This is a genomic window from Streptomyces sp. AJS327 (assembly GCF_013450295.1).
GTDB lineage: Bacteria > Actinomycetota > Actinomycetes > Streptomycetales > Streptomycetaceae > Streptomyces.
This window is the reverse complement of sequence record NZ_SKBR01000001.1, coordinates 1942653-1959066: the sequence shown is the minus strand read 5'-3', so window position 1 is coordinate 1959066 and position 16414 is coordinate 1942653. Positions and strand designations below refer to the sequence as shown.

15 protein-coding genes are annotated in these 16414 nt (G+C 72.3%); all 15 read right to left on the bottom strand.

Annotated elements, in window-relative coordinates:
* Positions 1 to 118: 118 nt before the first annotated feature.
* Complete coding sequence (locus E0L36_RS07775) at positions 119 to 2635, bottom strand: bifunctional (p)ppGpp synthetase/guanosine-3',5'-bis(diphosphate) 3'-pyrophosphohydrolase (protein WP_219636125.1); 2517 nt, start codon at positions 2633 to 2635, stop codon at positions 119 to 121.
* Positions 2636 to 2821: 186 nt separating this feature from the next.
* Positions 2822 to 3394: an adenine phosphoribosyltransferase gene (locus E0L36_RS07770; RefSeq protein WP_180928066.1), complete on the bottom strand. Its 573-nt coding sequence runs from the start codon at positions 3392 to 3394 to the stop codon at positions 2822 to 2824.
* A gap of 160 nt (positions 3395 to 3554) precedes the next feature.
* A complete protein-coding gene (secF, locus tag E0L36_RS07765; protein WP_180928065.1) occupies positions 3555 to 4706 on the bottom strand; it encodes a protein translocase subunit SecF in 1152 nt (383 codons plus the stop codon).
* 1 nt (position 4707) lies between these two features.
* A complete protein-coding gene (secD, locus tag E0L36_RS07760) occupies positions 4708 to 6525 on the bottom strand; it encodes a protein translocase subunit SecD (RefSeq protein ID WP_180928064.1) in 1818 nt (605 codons plus the stop codon).
* Between the two features lie 133 nt (positions 6526 to 6658).
* On the bottom strand, positions 6659 to 7159 hold the full coding sequence (yajC, locus tag E0L36_RS07755) for a preprotein translocase subunit YajC (RefSeq protein WP_180928063.1): 501 nt from the start codon (positions 7157 to 7159) through the stop codon (positions 6659 to 6661).
* 163 nt (positions 7160 to 7322) lie between these two features.
* Positions 7323 to 8483, bottom strand: a complete 1161-nt coding sequence (ruvB, locus tag E0L36_RS07750) for a Holliday junction branch migration DNA helicase RuvB (protein WP_258015933.1) — start codon at positions 8481 to 8483, stop codon at positions 7323 to 7325.
* 84 nt (positions 8484 to 8567) lie between these two features.
* Positions 8568 to 9197, bottom strand: a complete 630-nt coding sequence (gene ruvA, locus E0L36_RS07745) for a Holliday junction branch migration protein RuvA (protein WP_180928062.1) — start codon at positions 9195 to 9197, stop codon at positions 8568 to 8570.
* Complete coding sequence (ruvC, locus tag E0L36_RS07740) at positions 9194 to 9757, bottom strand: crossover junction endodeoxyribonuclease RuvC (protein WP_180928061.1); 564 nt, start codon at positions 9755 to 9757, stop codon at positions 9194 to 9196. Before ruvC ends, ruvA begins: the two co-directional genes overlap by 4 nt.
* 240 nt (positions 9758 to 9997) lie before the next feature.
* A complete protein-coding gene (locus E0L36_RS07735) occupies positions 9998 to 10756 on the bottom strand; it encodes a YebC/PmpR family DNA-binding transcriptional regulator (protein WP_180928060.1) in 759 nt (252 codons plus the stop codon).
* A 229-nt stretch (positions 10757 to 10985) separates the two neighbouring features.
* Complete coding sequence (gene pdxT, locus E0L36_RS07730; RefSeq protein ID WP_180928059.1) at positions 10986 to 11630, bottom strand: pyridoxal 5'-phosphate synthase glutaminase subunit PdxT; 645 nt, start codon at positions 11628 to 11630, stop codon at positions 10986 to 10988.
* A gap of 97 nt (positions 11631 to 11727) precedes the next feature.
* Positions 11728 to 12645: a pyridoxal 5'-phosphate synthase lyase subunit PdxS gene (pdxS, locus tag E0L36_RS07725; protein WP_180928058.1), complete on the bottom strand. Its 918-nt coding sequence runs from the start codon at positions 12643 to 12645 to the stop codon at positions 11728 to 11730.
* Between the two features lie 174 nt (positions 12646 to 12819).
* Positions 12820 to 13371, bottom strand: a complete 552-nt coding sequence (locus E0L36_RS07720) for a hypothetical protein (protein WP_180928057.1) — start codon at positions 13369 to 13371, stop codon at positions 12820 to 12822.
* A gap of 30 nt (positions 13372 to 13401) precedes the next feature.
* Entirely contained in the window at positions 13402 to 14574 is a 1173-nt protein-coding gene (locus E0L36_RS07715; protein WP_180928055.1) for a glycosyltransferase family 4 protein, read from the bottom strand.
* Positions 14571 to 15611 (bottom strand): phosphatidylinositol mannoside acyltransferase, encoded by a 1041-nt coding sequence (locus E0L36_RS07710; RefSeq protein WP_180928054.1) that lies wholly within the window; start codon positions 15609 to 15611, stop codon positions 14571 to 14573. Before E0L36_RS07710 ends, E0L36_RS07715 begins: the two co-directional genes overlap by 4 nt.
* Positions 15608 to 16345, bottom strand: coding sequence for a phosphatidylinositol phosphate synthase (gene pgsA / locus E0L36_RS07705; RefSeq protein WP_180928053.1), 738 nt, complete (start codon positions 16343 to 16345; stop codon positions 15608 to 15610). The genes E0L36_RS07710 and pgsA overlap by 4 nt, the downstream gene beginning before the upstream one ends.
* Positions 16346 to 16414: the final 69 nt, after the last annotated feature.

Genomic DNA, 16414 nt, shown 5'->3' with positions numbered 1-16414 from the left:
CCCCGCCCGCGGCCCCGCCGCGCCGATCCACGACGAGGCCCGCCCTCCTGGACACACCAGGCCGGGGCGGGCCTCCCGTCCGCTTCGACGGGGCCGGTCGCGGGGCGGAGGGCGGCGGCTACTGGCGGCGGGCCGAGGTCACCCGGTACACGTCGTAGACGCCCTCGACGCCACGCACCGCCTTGAGCACGTGGCCGAGGTGTTTCGGGTCGCCCATCTCGAAGGTGAACCGGGAGGTGGCCACCCGGTCCCGGGAGGTCTGCACGGCGGCCGAGAGGATGTTGACGTGCTGGTCGGACAGGACCCGGGTGACGTCCGAGAGCAGCCGTGACCGGTCCAGCGCCTCCACCTGGATCGCCACCAGGAAGACGGACGACTGGGTGGGCGCCCACTCGACCTCCAGGATCCGCTCCGGTTCGCGGGAGAGCGAGTCGACGTTGACGCAGTCGCCCCGGTGCACCGAGACGCCGCTGCCCCGGGTGACGAAGCCGATGATCGGGTCTCCGGGCACCGGGGTGCAGCACCGGGCGAGCTTGACCCACACGTCGTCCACGCCCTTGACGACCACGCCCGGATCGGCGTTGGCGCGCCGCTTCGACCGGGAGGGCACGGGGGGCGCGGTCTCCGCGAGGTCCTCGCCCGCGGCCTCCTCCCCGCCGAGGAACTGCACGAGCTTCTGCACGACGCTGTGCGCGGAGACGTGTCCCTCACCGATCGCGGCGTACAGCGCGGAGATGTCCGGATAGCGCATCTCGTGGGCCAGGGTCACCAGCGAGTCCCCGGTGAGGATGCGCTGGATCGGCAGGTTCTGTTTGCGCATCGCCCGGGCGATGGCGTCCTTGCCCTGCTCGATGGCCTCGTCACGGCGTTCCCTGGTGAACCAGGCGCGGATCTTGTTGCGGGCCCGGGGCGACTTGACGAAGCTCAGCCAGTCCCGGGAGGGGCCGGCGCCCGGCGCCTTGGAGGTGAAGACCTCGACGGTGTCGCCGTTGTCCAGCGTGGACTCCAGCGGCACCAGCCGTCCGCCGACCCGGGCGCCGATCGTGCGGTGCCCGACCTCGGTGTGCACCGCGTAGGCGAAGTCCACCGGGGTCGCCCCGGCGGGCAGCGCTATCACGTCGCCCTTGGGCGTGAAGACGAAGACCTCGTTCCGGGACAGGTCGAAGCGGAGCGACTCCAGGAACTCCCCCGGGTCCTCCGTCTCCTTCTGCCAGTCGAGGAGCTGACGCAACCACGACATGTCGTCGACCGCTTCCCGGCTCCCCTTGCCCGCCGTGCGCGGGACGTCGGTGCGCACCTTGGAGGCGCCGGCGACCGCCTGCTGCTTGTACTTCCAGTGCGCGGCGATGCCGTACTCGGCCCGGCGGTGCATGTCGAAGGTGCGGATCTGGAGCTCCACCGGCTTGCCGCCGGGGCCGATCACCGTCGTGTGCAGCGACTGGTACATGTTGAACTTGGGCATCGCGATGTAGTCCTTGAACCGCCCCGGCACCGGGTTCCACCGCGCGTGCACGGTGCCCAGCGCCGCGTAGCAGTCCCGGACGGTGTCCACCAGGACCCGGATGCCCACCAGGTCGTAGATCTCGGCGAAGTCCCGGCCGCGCACGATCATCTTCTGGTACACGCTGTAGTAGTGCTTGGGACGGCCGGTGACGGTCGCCTTGATCCGGGCGGCCCGCAGGTCACGCTGGACCTCGTCGGTGACGACGGCCAGGTACTCGTCGCGCTTGGGAGCGCGCTCCGCCACCAGCCGCACGATCTCGTCGTACATCTTGGGGTAGAGGATCGCGAAGGCGAGGTCCTCCAGCTCCCACTTGATGGTGTTCATGCCGAGCCGGTGGGCGAGCGGGGCGAAGATCTCCAGCGTCTCGCGGGCCTTCTGCTCCTGCTTCTCCCTCCGCAGGTACCGCATCGTGCGCATGTTGTGCAGCCGGTCCGCCAGCTTGATGACCAGCACCCGCGGGTCCCGCGCCATCGCGACGACCATCTTGCGCACCGTCTCGGCCTGCGCGGCCTCGCCGAACTTGACCTTGTCCAGCTTGGTGACGCCGTCCACGAGCAGCGCGACCTGCTCCCCGAAGTCACGGCGGAGCGTGTCCAGGCCGTACTCGGTGTCCTCCACGGTGTCGTGCAGCAGCCCGGCCATCAGCGTCGCCGGGTCCATCCCCAGCTCCGCGAGGATGGTGGTGACCGCGAGCGGGTGGGTGATGTACGGATCGCCGCTCTTGCGCTTCTGCCCCCGGTGCCAGCGCTCGGCCACCTGGTAGGCCCGCTCGATCTGGCGCAGCGTGGAGGACTCGATCTTCGGGTCGTTGCTCCGCACTATGCGCAGCAGCGGCTCCAGCACCGGGTTGAACGGGCTGGAACGCTGCACCCCGAGCCGGGCGAGCCGGGCCCGGACCCGGTTCGAGGAACCGGAGCGGCCGGACACCCCGGAGACGGCCCGGGTCGGGTTCGCGGGCTCGGCGGCCGTCTGCGGGCCGCGCTCGGCCCGCGGCTCGGATCCGGGCTCCGCCGGCGCGGAGGAGCGCTGCTCGCGGGCGCCACTCCGCTGACCGTCCCGGCCCGCACCGGGCGCGGTCTCGCGGGCACCCTGGTGCTGGCCGGTGGTCAGTGGCTGGGCCTCGTCTGGCAAGAGCACTCCTCGTCGGACCCCGGGTCGGACTGCCATGGTAGCCACCTCGCCCGGCGCCCCCGCCGCCACGGGTCCAGGCCCCGGTGCGGGGCGGCCCGCTCCGGGCGGAGGCGGTGGACCCTCGCGCGGGAGCCGGGGCGGCCCGGGATTCCGCCATCCGGGCGAGGCGGCACCGTCCGCGCCACGTCAGACCCGCAGCAGCGCCTCCAGCGGGGCACCGTCCAGCTCCGGGAGGAGCCGCTCCCGGCCCGCGAGGAAGTCCAGCTCCAGCAGGACGGCGACGCCCGCCACCGCCGCGCCGGACCGGCGTACCAGCTGGAGGGCCGCCGCCGCGGTACCGCCGGTGGCCAGCACGTCATCAATGACCAGCACCCGGTCGTCCGGGGTCAGGCCGCCCTCCTGCATCTCGATCGCGGTGCTGCCGTACTCCAGGTCGTAGCTCTGGGCGAGGGTCATCCCGGGGAGCTTGCCCGGCTTGCGGACCGGTACGAAACCGGTGTGCGCGCGGACGGCGACCGGGGCCGCCAGTATGAAGCCGCGCGCCTCCAGCCCGACGACCTTGGTCGCCCCGCTCTCCCGGCAGATCTCGGCCAGCACCTCGGTGAGCGCCGTGAACGCCCGCGGGTCGGCCAGCAGCGGGGTGATGTCCTTGAACATCACGCCCGGCTTGGGGAAGTCGGGCACGTCTCGGATGCGGCCAACGAGCAGCTCCCGCACCTCGGTCGGTACGGCGCGGGTGACGGGACTCTGGTCAGTCATGCGGAACATGTTCTCACCCGCCCGCCACGACTCCGGCCACGGCCGTCACTTCAGGCGCCATCGCCCGGTCCGGGGCCGCGACGCGGGACACGGGCCCTCCGGACACACCGGTGGCCCCGCTCCACCGGAGCGGGGCCACCGTGCCGTGCCGGGTGTCAACTCACCGGCGCTTGCCGGACGGCCGCCCCCGGTTCCGGTTGCGTGCGGCCGGCTGACGCCGCTGGCCCCCACCGGACGAGGCTCCCGCTCCGGCCGTGGCCGCCACGGTCTCCTCCTCGTCCTCGGCTGCGAGGTCGTCCTCCGCCTCCGGTTCGTCCGCCCCGGCCTCCGGCTCGGTGCGGCCCTCGGCCTTGAGCCGCTTGGCCCGGACCCGCTTGGCCAGCGCCTTCATCTGCGGCTCGCGCTCCTTGAAGTCCGCGACCAGTGGCGTCGCGATGAAGATCGAGGAGTACGCCCCGGCCGCGAGGCCGACGAAGAGCGAGAGGGCGATGTCGTTCAGCATGCCACCGCCCAGCATCCCGCCACCGATGAACAGCAGACCGGCCACCGGGAGCAGCGCGACGATGGTGGTGTTGATCGACCGCACCAGCGTCCCGTTGATGCTGCGGTTGGCGATCTCGCTGTAGGTGAAGCGGGTCTGTTTGGTAACGCCCCTGCTGGCCTCTCTGAGCCCGTCGAAGACGACGACGGTGTCGTAGAGGGAGTAGCCGAGGATGGTGAGCAGACCGATCACGGTGCCCGGCGTCACTTCGAATCCCACCAGGGAGTAGACGCCGACGGTGATGGTGATGTCGTGGATGAGGGCGATCAGCGCGGCCATCGCCATCCGCCATTCGAAGGCGATGGCCAGATAGATCACCACGAGCACCATGAAGATCCCCAGGCCCAGCCAGGCCTTGTTGGCGATCTGCTCGCCCCAGCTGGGTCCGACCAGCTGGGCGTCGATCCGGTCGAAGTCGACCTTCAGCTCCTTGGCCAGCTCCTCCTTGACGTGCGTCGAGGTCTCGGTGTCGACACCGGCGATCTGGACGCGCATCCCGCCGTCGCCCAGCTGCTGGACGATGGCCATGTGGCCGGAGGCCTCCTCGGCCGTCTCCGTGGCGTGCTGCACGGAGGCCGAGGTCGACGGGGTGGTGAGGACGGCGCCGCCCTCGAACTCGATGCCCATGTTCAGGCCGCGGACGGCGAGGCCGACGATCGCCGTGATGGTGATCAGGATCGAGACGCCGTACCAGAACATCCGCTTGCCGACGAAGTCGTACCCGACCTCACCGCGGTATAGCCGGGCGCCGAGATTGCCGAGGCGTGACATCTCAGGCCTCCTTCGGTTCGCTGCTGACGGCGGACGGACGGCGGCGGCGCAGCGGGGGCTGGGCGCCGAGCCTCCTGGGATCGAGACCGGACCAGGAGTGACCCTTCGCGAAGAACGTCTTCCGGGCCAGCAACGTCATCACCGGCCTGGTGAAGAAGAAGACCACCACGACGTCCAGCGCCGTGGTCAGGCCCAGGGTGAAGGCGAAGCCCTGCACCTTGCCGACGGTGACGACGAACAGCACCGCCGCGGCGAGGAACGAGACGAAGTCGGAGACGAGGATGGTGCGCCGGGCGCGCGGCCAGGCGCGCGCCATGGCCGGCTGGAGGCTCCGGCCCTCGCGTACCTCGTCTCTGATGCGTTCGAAGTACACGATGAAGGAGTCCGCCGTGATGCCGATGGCGACGATCGCGCCGCAGACGGCGGGCAGGTTCAGCGCGAAGCCGATACCCGGACCCAGCAGGGTCATGATCGTGTACGTGAGGATGCCGGAGACGATCAGGCTGGCGATCGCGATCAGGGCGAGGCCCCGGTAGTAGGCGACCATGTAGATGATGACCAGCGCCAGTCCGATGGCGCCGGAGATGAGGCCCGCCTTGAGCTGCTCGCTGCCGAGCGCCGGGGTCACCGTGGTGACGTCCGATTCCTCGAAGGTCAGCGGCAGGGCGCCGTAGGAGAGGATGTTGCCGAGTTCCTCGGCCGACTCCTGGGTGAAGTTGCCCTCGATCTGGGCGTTGTTCGACAGCTGCTGCCGAACCGAGGGGGCGGAGACGATCTCTCCGTCGAGGACGATCGCGAACTGGTTCTGCGGCGGAGCCTTCCGGGAGATGTCACCGGTGATCTTCGCGAACTTGTCCGAGCCGGTGCCGTCGAACGACATCTGGACGATCCACTGGCCCTTGTCGTCCAGCACGCCCTCGGCGTCCTTGACGTTCTTGCCCTCTACCGCGACGGGGCCGAGCGCGTACTTGTAGCCCTGCTCCTCGTCGCAGGCGACGACGGGTTCCTTGTCCTTCGTGTTGGCCGCCTCGCGGGCGACCTTGGAGCGCGCCTCCGCGCTGGAGCAGTCAGCGGCCTCCAGCTTCTTCCCCAACTTCCCCGGGAGGCCCGGGGGCTGTGGTGGCTGCTGCTGCGGTGGTGCGGTCGGGGTGGGCTCCTTCGGCTTCTCGGAGCCCTTCGGGGTGGGTTCGTCATCCGCCGCCGTGGCCAGGGCCTGGTCTCCTCTGTGGCCCTGCGGCGACGGTTGGACTTCGGGTTCTCCGTCCTCCTCTCCCTCGTCCCCGCTGGATTTGTCTCCCCGTTGGCCGGACTCGCCGTCCTGATCGCCTCTGTCGCCGTTCTCCCCTGACTTCTCGCCCTTGGATCCGGCGGACGAGGACGGGGAGGGCTTCGGCTTGGGCTGCGCGGTCGCGGGCACTCCGGTGAGCACCGGACGGAATCCGAGGTGGGCCGTGGTGCCGACCTGTTCCCTCGCCTGTGCGGAGTCGGTCCCCTTCGGGATGTTGACGACGATGTGCTTGTCGCCCTGCGTCTGCACTTCGGCTTCCTGCACGCCCAGGCCGTTGACGCGCCGCTCGATGATGCTCACGGCGGTGTCCATGTTGGACTGGTTGATCGCGTTCGGTTTGCCGGGCTGGTTCTTGGCCTCCAGGGTGATGCTCGTGCCACCCGCCAGGTCGATCCCCAGCCGGGGGGTCGTCTCACCGGAGGCGAACATCCCTCCGGTCAAACCCAGCATGACCAGCAGGATCAGCGTCAGGGAGCGCCATGGCCTCCCCTGCCCTCCCGGGGACCTGCGGCCCCTCTTCGGTGCTGCCACCTTCTCGTCTCTCCCTGTCCAACCGCCCCTCCCGGCTGGTGAGCCCGGCCGGGTGGCCATGCGGCGCAACGTGGTCTACGGACGCGCGGCGCCGCCGGACCCGGTCAGTGGTCCGGCGGCGCCGACCCTACTGTCACTTCGCGTCGGAGTCTCCGTCCCGCTTGGCGTCCTTGGACTGCGCGTCCTTGGACTGCGACTCCGGGGCGTCCTCCCCGTCGTCTTCGGCCTCCTCCCGGGGAGCACCGGACTTCTTGTCCAGCTCGACCTGGTCGTCGGCACCGGAGGTGTCCCCGGTCAGCGCGGAGGCGTCGTCGGGGACAACGGTCCCATCGACATCGAGGTCACTGTCCTGCGTGTCATTGACGATGCGCTCGAACTCCTCGGCCTCCAGGACGGCGCCGACGGCGTTCTTGGCGTAAAGAGCGTGCACACCGGGAGCCAGCTCCAGGAGGACCGTGTCCTCACGGACCTCCTTGACGCTGGCGTACATGCCACCGATGGTGCGGACGCCCGTGCCCGGCTGCATCTGGTCACGCATCTCGACGGCCTGGCGCTGCTTCTTCTTTGCCGAGCGGGTCATCAGGAACATCGCCCCGATGAGCACGATGAAGGGGAGGAGAGCAATAGGATCCACGGCGGAAGAAATTCCTTCACACGGCCGCGCCACGGCGGCCTGGTTTGCGGGGGTGGGCATGCCGCCACAGGGGCGGCGTCGGCGGAGTCTAGGCGAGGTCTCGCCGAAGGAACAACGTCAAGCATCGCACCGGGGTTCCTGGAGCGACGAGCCCCGCGCGCCCTCACACCCCGAAGAGTCCGTCTTGTCCGTTTTTGCCCGAGGTGCCGTCCGCGCCCCTTCCTGACTGAACCGAGTGACCCACCTGGCCGGTCTGCTGGGGAGGCACCAGCCCGAGGTGGCTCCAGGCCGCCGGGGTCGCGACCCGCCCCCGGGGAGTGCGGGCCAGCAGCCCCTCGCGCACCAGGAAGGGCTCGGCGACCTCCTCCACCGTCTCCCGCTCCTCCCCCACCGCGACGGCCAGGGTGGAGAGGCCCACCGGACCCCCCGCGAAGAGGGTGAGCAGCGCGTGCAGCACGGCACGGTCCAGCCGGTCGAGGCCGCGCGCGTCCACCTCGTAGACCTCCAGGGCGTTGCGCGCCGTCTCCCTGTCGACCACGCCGTCCCCCTTGACCTGCGCGTAGTCGCGGACCCGGCGCAGCAGTCGGTTGGCGATACGGGGCGTGCCGCGCGAACGCCCGGCGATCTCCGCCGCGCCCTGGGGATCCGCCTCGACGGCCAGCAGCTGGGCCGAACGGTGGATGACGCGCTCCAGTTCGGCCGGTTCGTAGAACTCCATGTGGGCCGTGAAGCCGAAGCGGTCACGCAGCGGCGGGGGCAGCAGCCCGGCCCGGGTGGTGGCGCCGACGAGGGTGAAGGGCGGCAGTTCCAGCGGGATGGCGGTGGCCCCCGGACCCTTGCCGACGATGACGTCGACCCGGAAGTCCTCCATGGCCATGTACAGCATCTCCTCCGCCGGACGGGACATCCGGTGGATCTCGTCGAGGAAGAGCACCTCCCCTTCCTGGAGGGAGGAGAGGATCGCGGCGAGGTCCCCGGCGTGCTGGATCGCGGGCCCCGAGGTGATCCGGATCGGCGCCTCCATCTCCGCCGCGATGATCATGGAGAGGGTGGTCTTGCCGAGACCGGGCGCCCCGGACAGCAGCACGTGGTCGGCCGTGCTCCCCCGGGCGCGCGCCGCGCGCAGCACCAGGTCGAGCTGTTCACGCACCCTCGGCTGACCAACGAACTCGGCGAGCCCCTTGGGACGCAGCGCGGCCTCGACGGCCTGGTCGTCGCCGTCGGCCACGGAGCCGACCAGGCGGGGCTCCCCGGCGGTGAACCCCGCCGCCCCGGCGCCCCCGGCGGCGGCCTCCGCGGTCTCGTCCGTCTCGTCCCAGTTCATCGTGGATGCCCCATCGTCGTCAGCGGCGTCGTGCGCGGGGTGCCGGGGGGCGGGGTGCGCCGCGCCCGGTGGCGGAACCGCACGTCAGCGTGTCCGGTTGAGGGTCTGGAGGGCGGCGCGCAGCAGCTGCGGCACGGGGGGCGTGGCGCCCTGGGCGGCCAGCTCCTCGGCCTGCGGGGCGACGGCCTCGACCGCGTCCTCCGCCTCCCGCCCGGCGTAGCCGAGGCCGACGAGCGCCGCGTGCAGCTGTTCCCGCCAGCCGGGGGGCGCCTGCGCGGGCGCGCCCGCGCCCGGCCGCGGAACGGAGCCGACCGGTTCGCCGAGCCGGTCCTTGAGTTCGAGCAGCAGCTTCTGCGCGCCCTTCTTCCCGATACCGGAGACGGCGGTGAGCGCCTTCTCGTCCCCGGTGGACACCGCCCGGCGCAGGGCGTCCGGACTGTGCGTCGCCAGCATGGCCTGGGCCAGCCGGGGCCCGACCCCGCTGGCGGTCTGGAGCAGCTCGAACACCTGCCGTTCGTCGTCCTCCGCGAAGCCGTAGAGAGTGAGGGAGTCCTCACGGACGACGAGCGAGGTGGCCAGCCGGGCGTGCTCGCCGACCCGGAGTCCGGCGAGGGTTCCCGGCGCGCACTGGACGGCCATGCCCACGCCCCCGACCTCCAGCACGACGGAGTCCGGGGCGAGGGCCGCGACCGGACCGGCGACGAACGCGATCATCGAGCTGTTCCCTTCCTGGCGGGCGCGGCGGCGTCCGGGAGCACGGCCGGGCCGGAGGTTCCGGCGGCCCGCTGGAGGCGGTGGAGCGCCGGGGCGCGCCAGATGTGACAGATGGCGAGGGCGAGGGCGTCCGCCGCGTCGGCCGGCTTCGGGGGACCCGGGAGGCGCAGCAGCCGGGTCACCATCGCCCCGACCTGCGCCTTCTCGGCGCGACCTGTGCCGGTGACGGCGGCCTTGACCTCGCTCGGGGTGTGGAGCGCGACCGGCAGTCCGCGGCGTGCGGCGCAGAGCATGGCGACGGCGCTGGCCTGGGCGGTACCCATGACGGTACGGACGTTGTGCTGGCTGAACACCCGCTCCACCGCGACCGCTTCGGGGCGGTGGGTCTCCAGCCACTCCTCTATGCCGCGTTCGATCAGCACCAGCCGCTCCGCGACGGGGCTGTCCGAGGGGGTGCGCACGACCCCCACGCCGGCCATGGTCAGCGGCCGGCCCGCGCTTCCGTCGACGACGCCGACCCCGCACCGGGTCAGCCCCGGGTCCACCCCGAGCACACGCACGCGGCACCCCTTTCCCGGCCGGGCACGGCCGGCCGCCTCGGTCACACCGCAGCAGGCTAGTGGGCGGCACCGACAGCGCTCCGGCTCCGGTACGCGGGACGCCCGGCGCGTCACCCCGTCCGTGGCCGGACGGGCGAGGAGGCGGGGCGCCGCGGTCGCGGTGACGGGCAGTCAGCCACGCCCCGGCGCGCGGACGCGGGGCCAGAAAGCCGGAGGCACGGGGTCGGTGCCCCGCGCCGCTCAGGCGTCGACCTTGGCCATCACGTCGTCGGGCACGTCGAAGTTGGCGTAGACGTTCTGCACGTCGTCGCTGTCCTCAAGGGCGTCGATCAGCTTGAAGATCTTGCGGGCGCCCTCCTCCTCCAGCGGCACCTGCACGCTGGGCAGGAAGCTGTTGTCGGCGGAGTCGTAGTCGATCCCGGCGTCGACCAGCGCGCTGCGGACGGCGACCAGGTCGGTGGGCTCGCTCACCACCTCGAAGCTCTCACCGAGGTCGTTGACCTCCTCGGCGCCCGCCTCCAGCACCGCGGTCAGGATGTCGTCCTCGCCCAGGCCCGCCTCGGCGTTCGGGACGATCACCACGCCCTTGCGGCTGAACAGGTAGGAGACGGAGCCCGGGTCGGCCATGGAGCCGCCGTTGCGGGTCATCGCGACGCGGACGTCCGAGGCGGCGCGGTTGCGGTTGTCGGTAAGGCACTCGATGAGCACCGCGACACCGTTCGGGCCGTACCCCTCGTACCAGATGGTCTCGTACTCGGCGCCGCCGGCTTCCAGCCCGGCGCCGCGCTTGACCGCGCTGTCGATGTTCTTGTTCGGGACCGACTGCTTCTTCGCCTTCTGGATGGCGTCGTACAGCGTGGGGTTGCCGTCCGGGTCGGCGCCGCCGGTTCGCGCCGCGACCTCGATGTTCTTGATCAGCTTCGCGAAGAGCTTGCCACGCTTGGCATCGATCACGGCCTTCTTGTGCTTGGTGGTTGCCCACTTAGAGTGGCCGGACACAGCCTCGCTCCTTCACAGTCGCGTCGGTCAACGCGGAGATCCTACCGTCAGCGACCGGGCGTACCGACCGGGTGGCGGTCCGGCCGCCTTCCGTACGCTGCGATCTCTCCCGTTCTCGCCCGTTTCCCGACCCGTCGGTCCGGCCGGCCGGTGCGTCCGGCGTATCGCTGTTCCGGGCTCCGCGCGGGCGGGACGGGGCGGCGGCCACGCGCTCGCCCCGCCGTGGCCGTCAGCCGCCCTGGGGACGTCCCGCGGCGGCGACCATGCCGACGAAGTGGGCGTGCACCCGGTGGTCGCCGGTGAGTTCGGGGTGGAACGAGGTGGCCAGCAGCGTCCCCTGACGCACCGCGACGGGGTGACCGTCGTACTCGGCGAGGACCTCGGTCCCGGCGCCGGCGGACTCCACCCACGGGGCACGGATGAAGACGCCCTCGACGGATCCGCCCGCGATCCCGCGCATCTCGATCGCCGCCTCGAAGGACTCGTTCTGCCGTCCGAAGGCGTTCCGGCGGACGGTCATGTCGATCCCGCCGACCGTCTCCACCACCGCGTCCGGCGCCCCGCCGTCCGCCGCGTCGAGGATCTTGTCCGCCAGCAGGATCATGCCCGCGCAGGAGCCGTAGGCCGGCATGCCCGCGCGCACCCGGGCCCGCAGGGGCTCCAGCAGGCCGAAGGCGCTGGCCAGCTTGGACATGGTGGTCGACTCGCCACCGGGGATGACGAGCCCGTCGACGGCGGCCAGCTCCTCGACCCGCCGCACGGTGCGCGGGGTGGCCCCGGCGGCCGTGAGGGCGGCCAGGTGCTCGCGGACGTCGCCCTGGAGGGCGAGTACCCCGATCACGGGGGCGGGGGCGGCGTCGGGGGTGTTGCTCACGGATACCTCAGGGGGGTCGAACCGGCGGGCGGACAGGGAGCGGTGGCCCACCGCGAGGTGCGGTGGGCCACCGGACGGTGGGCCGGGGTGCCCGTCGTCACCAGCCGCGGTTGGCGTACCGCTGGTTCTCCGGGAGGGTGTCGCAGTTGATGCCGACCATGGCCTCGCCCAGGCCGCGCGAGACGTCCGCGATGACCTTCGGGTCGTCGTAGTACGTGGCGGCCTTGACGATGGCGGCGGCCCGCTTGGCGGGATCGCCGGACTTGAAGATGCCAGAGCCCACGAAGACGCCCTCGGCGCCGAGCTGGCGCATCAGCGCCGCGTCGGCGGGGGTGGCGACGCCACCGGCCGAGAAGAGCACGACCGGCAGCCTGCCCAGCCGCGCGACCTCCTTGACCAGCTCGTACGGGGCGCGCAGCTCCTTGGCCGCGGCGTACAGCTCGGTGTCGTCGAGGACGGTGAGACGGCCGATGCCGTTCCTGATCTCCCGCATGTGACGCACGGCCTCGACGACGTTGCCGGTGCCCGCCTCGCCCTTGGAGCGGATCATGGCCGCGCCCTCGGCGATCCGGCGCAGCGCCTCTCCGAGGTTGGTGGCGCCGCAGACGAACGGGGTGGTGAAGGCGAACTTGTCGCTGTGGTTGACCTCGTCGGCCGGGGTGAGCACCTCGGACTCGTCGATGTAGTCGACGCCCAGCGCCTGGAGGACCTGCGCCTCGACGAGGTGGCCGATGCGGGACTTGGCCATCACGGGGATGGAGACGGCGCTGATGATGCCGTCGATCATGTCGGGGTCGGACATGCGGGCGACGCCGCCGTCCTTGCGGATGTCGGCGGGAACGCGCTCCAGCGCCATCACGGCGACGGCACCGGCGTCCTCGGCGATCTTCGCCTCGTCCGGGGTGACGACATCCATGATCACGCCGCCCTTGAGCTGCTCGGCCATGCCGCGCTTGACGCGCGCCGTACCGGTCTCGGGGGTCTGGGCTGCGGTGGCGGGGGACGGAGTGGACACGGTTTGACCTCACTCGACGGTAAAAGTACGACAGGACCATCGTAGGTCCCGCGATATGAGAGTCGACGATCGGGACGGTGGCGGAAAGGGCCAATCATCCGCCGGTGGCCTGCGTCTTCCCGGTCGGGCGGCGCTCCGGCCAGCTCCGGACGGGACCCGGGGCCCGGCCTCCGGTCAGCCGGAGGTCCGGGTGGAGAGCCGGGCGGGCGGCTCGTCGTCCATCTCGAAGGCGAGCGGGAAGGGCGCGTGGCCCGCCAGCCGGAACCAGCGCACCGTGCGGTGTCTGCGGAGGGCGCGCGCGGCGCGTACCGCGTCGTTGTGGAACCGCCGCGCCATCGGCACCCGCCGTATGGCGGCGGCCAGCTCGCGCTCGGCCTCCTCCCCGCCCGGCATCGCCCGGACCGCCTCGACCTGCGCGCTGTCGGCGAAGACCGCGCGCAGCGCCTGGCTCAGCTCGCTCTCCGCCACCTCGCGGTGCTCCTCCTCGGCCAGCCGCGCGTCCCGGGCGGCCTGGTAGAGCACCATCGAGGCGGCCGGGTCGAGCATCCCGGCCGTGGCCAGCTCCTGCGCGCTGGAGGCGCGGCGCAGCAGCTGGGCGTCGAGCGCCGCACGCGCCGCGTCGATCCGGGCGTGCAGGCGATCCAGGCGGCCCGCCGTCCAGCTGAGGTAGACGCCGATCAGGAGCAGCGCCACCGCCGTCCAGATGAGGGTGGTCGTGGTGGGCATCGCGTGTGGGTCCTCTCCCGCCTGCGGCGCTCAGTCCCGGGCGAATCCGAGGCGGGCGCGGAGTCCCGCGCGCTCGTCGGGCGCCACGGAGGCGGCACCGTCGGTCACCGTCTCGTAGACGGCGAGGATGTCGGCGCCGACCGTCGACCAGTCGAACCGGCGGACGTGCTGGGCGCCGCGCTCGCGGAGGGCGGCGCGGCGGCCCTCGTCGCGGAGCAGCCCGAGGGCGGCCTCGGCCAGGGCGTCCGCGTCCTCGTTGGCGAACAGTTCGCCCGCCGATCCGCCGTCCAGCACCTGCGCGAAGGCGTCCAGGTCGCTGGCGAGCACCGGGGCGCCCGCCGACATCGCCTCGACCAGGATGATGCCGAAGCTCTCGCCGCCGGTGTTCGGCGCGACGTAGAGGTCGACGCTGCGCAGCAGCCGGGCCTTGTCCTCGTTGCTGACCATGCCGAGGAACTCGACGCGCTCCCGCAGCCGGGGCGGCAGCCCGCTCAGCGCCTCGCGTTCGTCGCCCCGGCCCGCGACGAGCAGGCGGGTTCCGGGCAGTCCGTCCAGCAGGCGGGGCATCGCCCGCATCAGGACGGGCAGCCCCTTGCGGGGTTCGTCCAGCCTGCCGAGGAAGCCGACCGTCGGGGCGCCGGGGCGGCCCTGCCACTCGGCGCGGGGTTCGGCCTCGGCGAAGAAGTCGACGTCGACGCCGTTCGGGATGGTGACGGCGTCCCCGCCCAGGTGCTCGACGAGCGTGCGCCGTGCGTACTCGCTCACCGCGACGCGTGCGCTGATCTTCTCCAGCGCCGGTTGGAGGATCGGATAGGCGGCGATCATCGCCCGGGAGCGCGGGTTGGAGGTGTGGAAGGTCGCGACGATCGGCCCCTGCGCCGACCAGCAGGTCAGCAGGGCCAGTGAGGGCGTCGCGGGCTCGTGGACGTGCAGGACGTCGAAGTCGCCGTCGTGGACCCAGCGGCGCACCCGGGCGGCGGAGAGGAAGCCGAAGTTGAGCCGGGCCACCGAGCCGTTGTACGGGACGGGCACGGCGCGGCCGGCGGAGACGACGTAGGGCGGCAGCGGGGTCTCGTCGTCCGAGGGCGCCAGCACCGACACCTCGTGCCCGAGGCCGCGCAGGTGCTCGGCCAGGTCGCGGACGTGCAGCTGGACGCCGCCCGGCACGTCCCAGGAGTACGGGCAGACGATGCCGACCCTCATACCGGCTCCCCGGCCCCGTCACCGGCGCCGCCCCGCCGCGCGCGCTCCACTCCCCCGCCGTCGGCCCGGTCCGCTTCGGCGGGGCGTCCCGCCGGGTCGGCGCCCGCGGCTTCGGAGGGGCCGGGGGCGGTGGGCCGGCGCTCGGGGAGGTCCGCGAGCCAGAGCCGCTGGAGCATGTGCCAGTCCTCCGGGTGTTCGGCGATGCCCCCCGCGAAGACGTCCGCGAGCCGCTGGGTCATAGCCGCAGCCTGTTCGCGGCGGCCGCCCGTCTCCGGTGGCTCGATCTCCGGGTGGACGCGCACCCACATCTGGCGGGCCGGGCCGTACCAGAGGGTGACCGGCAGCAGCATGGCCCCGGTCTGGAGGGCGAGCCGGGCGGGTCCGGCGGGCATCCGGGCAGTCTCCCCGAAGAAGTCGACCTCCACCCCGGAGGACGGGGAGAGGTCCCGGTCGGCGACGAGGCAGACCACGCCCCCCGCGCGCAGCCGCTGGGCGAGCTGGCCGTAGGCGGAGGCGCCGGCGTGCGGCAGCACCTCCATACCGAGCCCCTCACGGTAGGCGACGAAGCGGTCGTAGAGGGACTCGGGGCGCAGCCGCTCGGCGACTGTGGTGAAGGGGGCGCCGAGGTGCGTGGTGAGCCAGGCCCCGGCGAGGTCCCAGTTGGCGAGGTGCGGCAGGGCCAGCACGACCCCGCGTGGGGAGGCGATGTCGGCGCGCAGCCGCTCCTCGCCGAGGATGTGGGCGCGCTCGCTGATCTGCTCGGGGGTCCACACCGGCAGCCGGAACGACTCCATCCAGTACCGCAGGTAGGAACGCATACCCGCGCGGGAGAGGGCGCGCAGCCGCTCGACGGACGCGCCCGGCTCGACCCGCGCGAGGTTGGCCTCCAACTGCCGTACTCCGGCGCCGCGTCGCCGCCAGGCGGCGTCCGCCACCCGGCGGCCCAGCGCCTCGGCCGCCGGTTCCGGCAGCTTCTTGACCCCGCCCCAGCCCAGTCCGTACAGGGAGCCGGACAGCCGATCCCCGAGGGCGCTCACGTCGTCCGGCCCTCCTCGGCACCGGACTCCGCGCTCCCGGTGTGCGCCGCCGTGCTCCGGGCGGGCTGGGCCTCCGGGGTGCGCGCGCTCGCCTCGCGCTCCGCCGCCTCCGCCTCGGCGGCCTCCCGGCGCACGGTCACCACCCGCTGCCCGAGGGTCACCGCGCTGCCGACCGCGACCACCCACAGCGCGATGGGCAGCAGCGCCTCGATGTAGGGCACGCCGAAGATCTCGAATCCGGCGAGGCCGGTGAGGACGAGCGTGATGACGAGCCGTTCGGCCCGCTCCACCAGCCCGTTCACGTTCACCGGCAGGCCGATGCTCTCGCCGCGCGCTTTGGTGTAGGAGACGACCTGCCCGCTGGCGAGGCAGAAGATCGCGACGGCGCACATCGTCACGCTGTCACCGCCGCCCGCGTACCAGAGGGCGATGCCGCCGAAGACCCCGGCGTCCGCCACCCGGTCCAGGGTGCTGTCCAGAAAGGCGCCCCACTTGCTGGACCGCCCCAACTGCCGGGCCATGGTGCCGTCGACGAGATCCGAGAAGACGAACAGCGTGATGACGACCGTGCCCCAGAAGAACGCGCCCCGCGGGTAGAAGACGAGCGCTCCGGCCAGCACTCCACCGGTACCGACGAGGGTCACCGCGTCCGGGCTCACCCCCAGGCGCAGGAGCAGCGCGGCGAACGGGGAGAGGACACGCGTGAAGAAGGCACGCGCGTACTTGTTCAGCATGGTCGTCGTCCCGGGTCGAAGCGAGCCGGATGGCGGTCCGGCCACCGGCTGACCCATCGTAGTCGCGCC

Coding starts and splice junctions, on each gene's coding strand:
- ruvA (WP_180928062.1), bottom strand. CDS start 9,197: ATGATCGCGTTCGTCGCCGGTCCGGTCGCGGCCCTCGCCCCGGACTCC.
- secF (WP_180928065.1), bottom strand. CDS start 4,706: ATGTCACGCCTCGGCAATCTCGGCGCCCGGCTATACCGCGGTGAGGTC.
- ruvB (WP_258015933.1), bottom strand. CDS start 8,483: ATGAACTGGGACGAGACGGACGAGACCGCGGAGGCCGCCGCCGGGGGC.
- E0L36_RS07720 (WP_180928057.1), bottom strand. CDS start 13,371: ATGCCCACCACGACCACCCTCATCTGGACGGCGGTGGCGCTGCTCCTG.
- E0L36_RS07770 (WP_180928066.1), bottom strand. CDS start 3,394: ATGACTGACCAGAGTCCCGTCACCCGCGCCGTACCGACCGAGGTGCGG.
- pgsA (WP_180928053.1), bottom strand. CDS start 16,345: ATGCTGAACAAGTACGCGCGTGCCTTCTTCACGCGTGTCCTCTCCCCG.
- E0L36_RS07715 (WP_180928055.1), bottom strand. CDS start 14,574: ATGAGGGTCGGCATCGTCTGCCCGTACTCCTGGGACGTGCCGGGCGGC.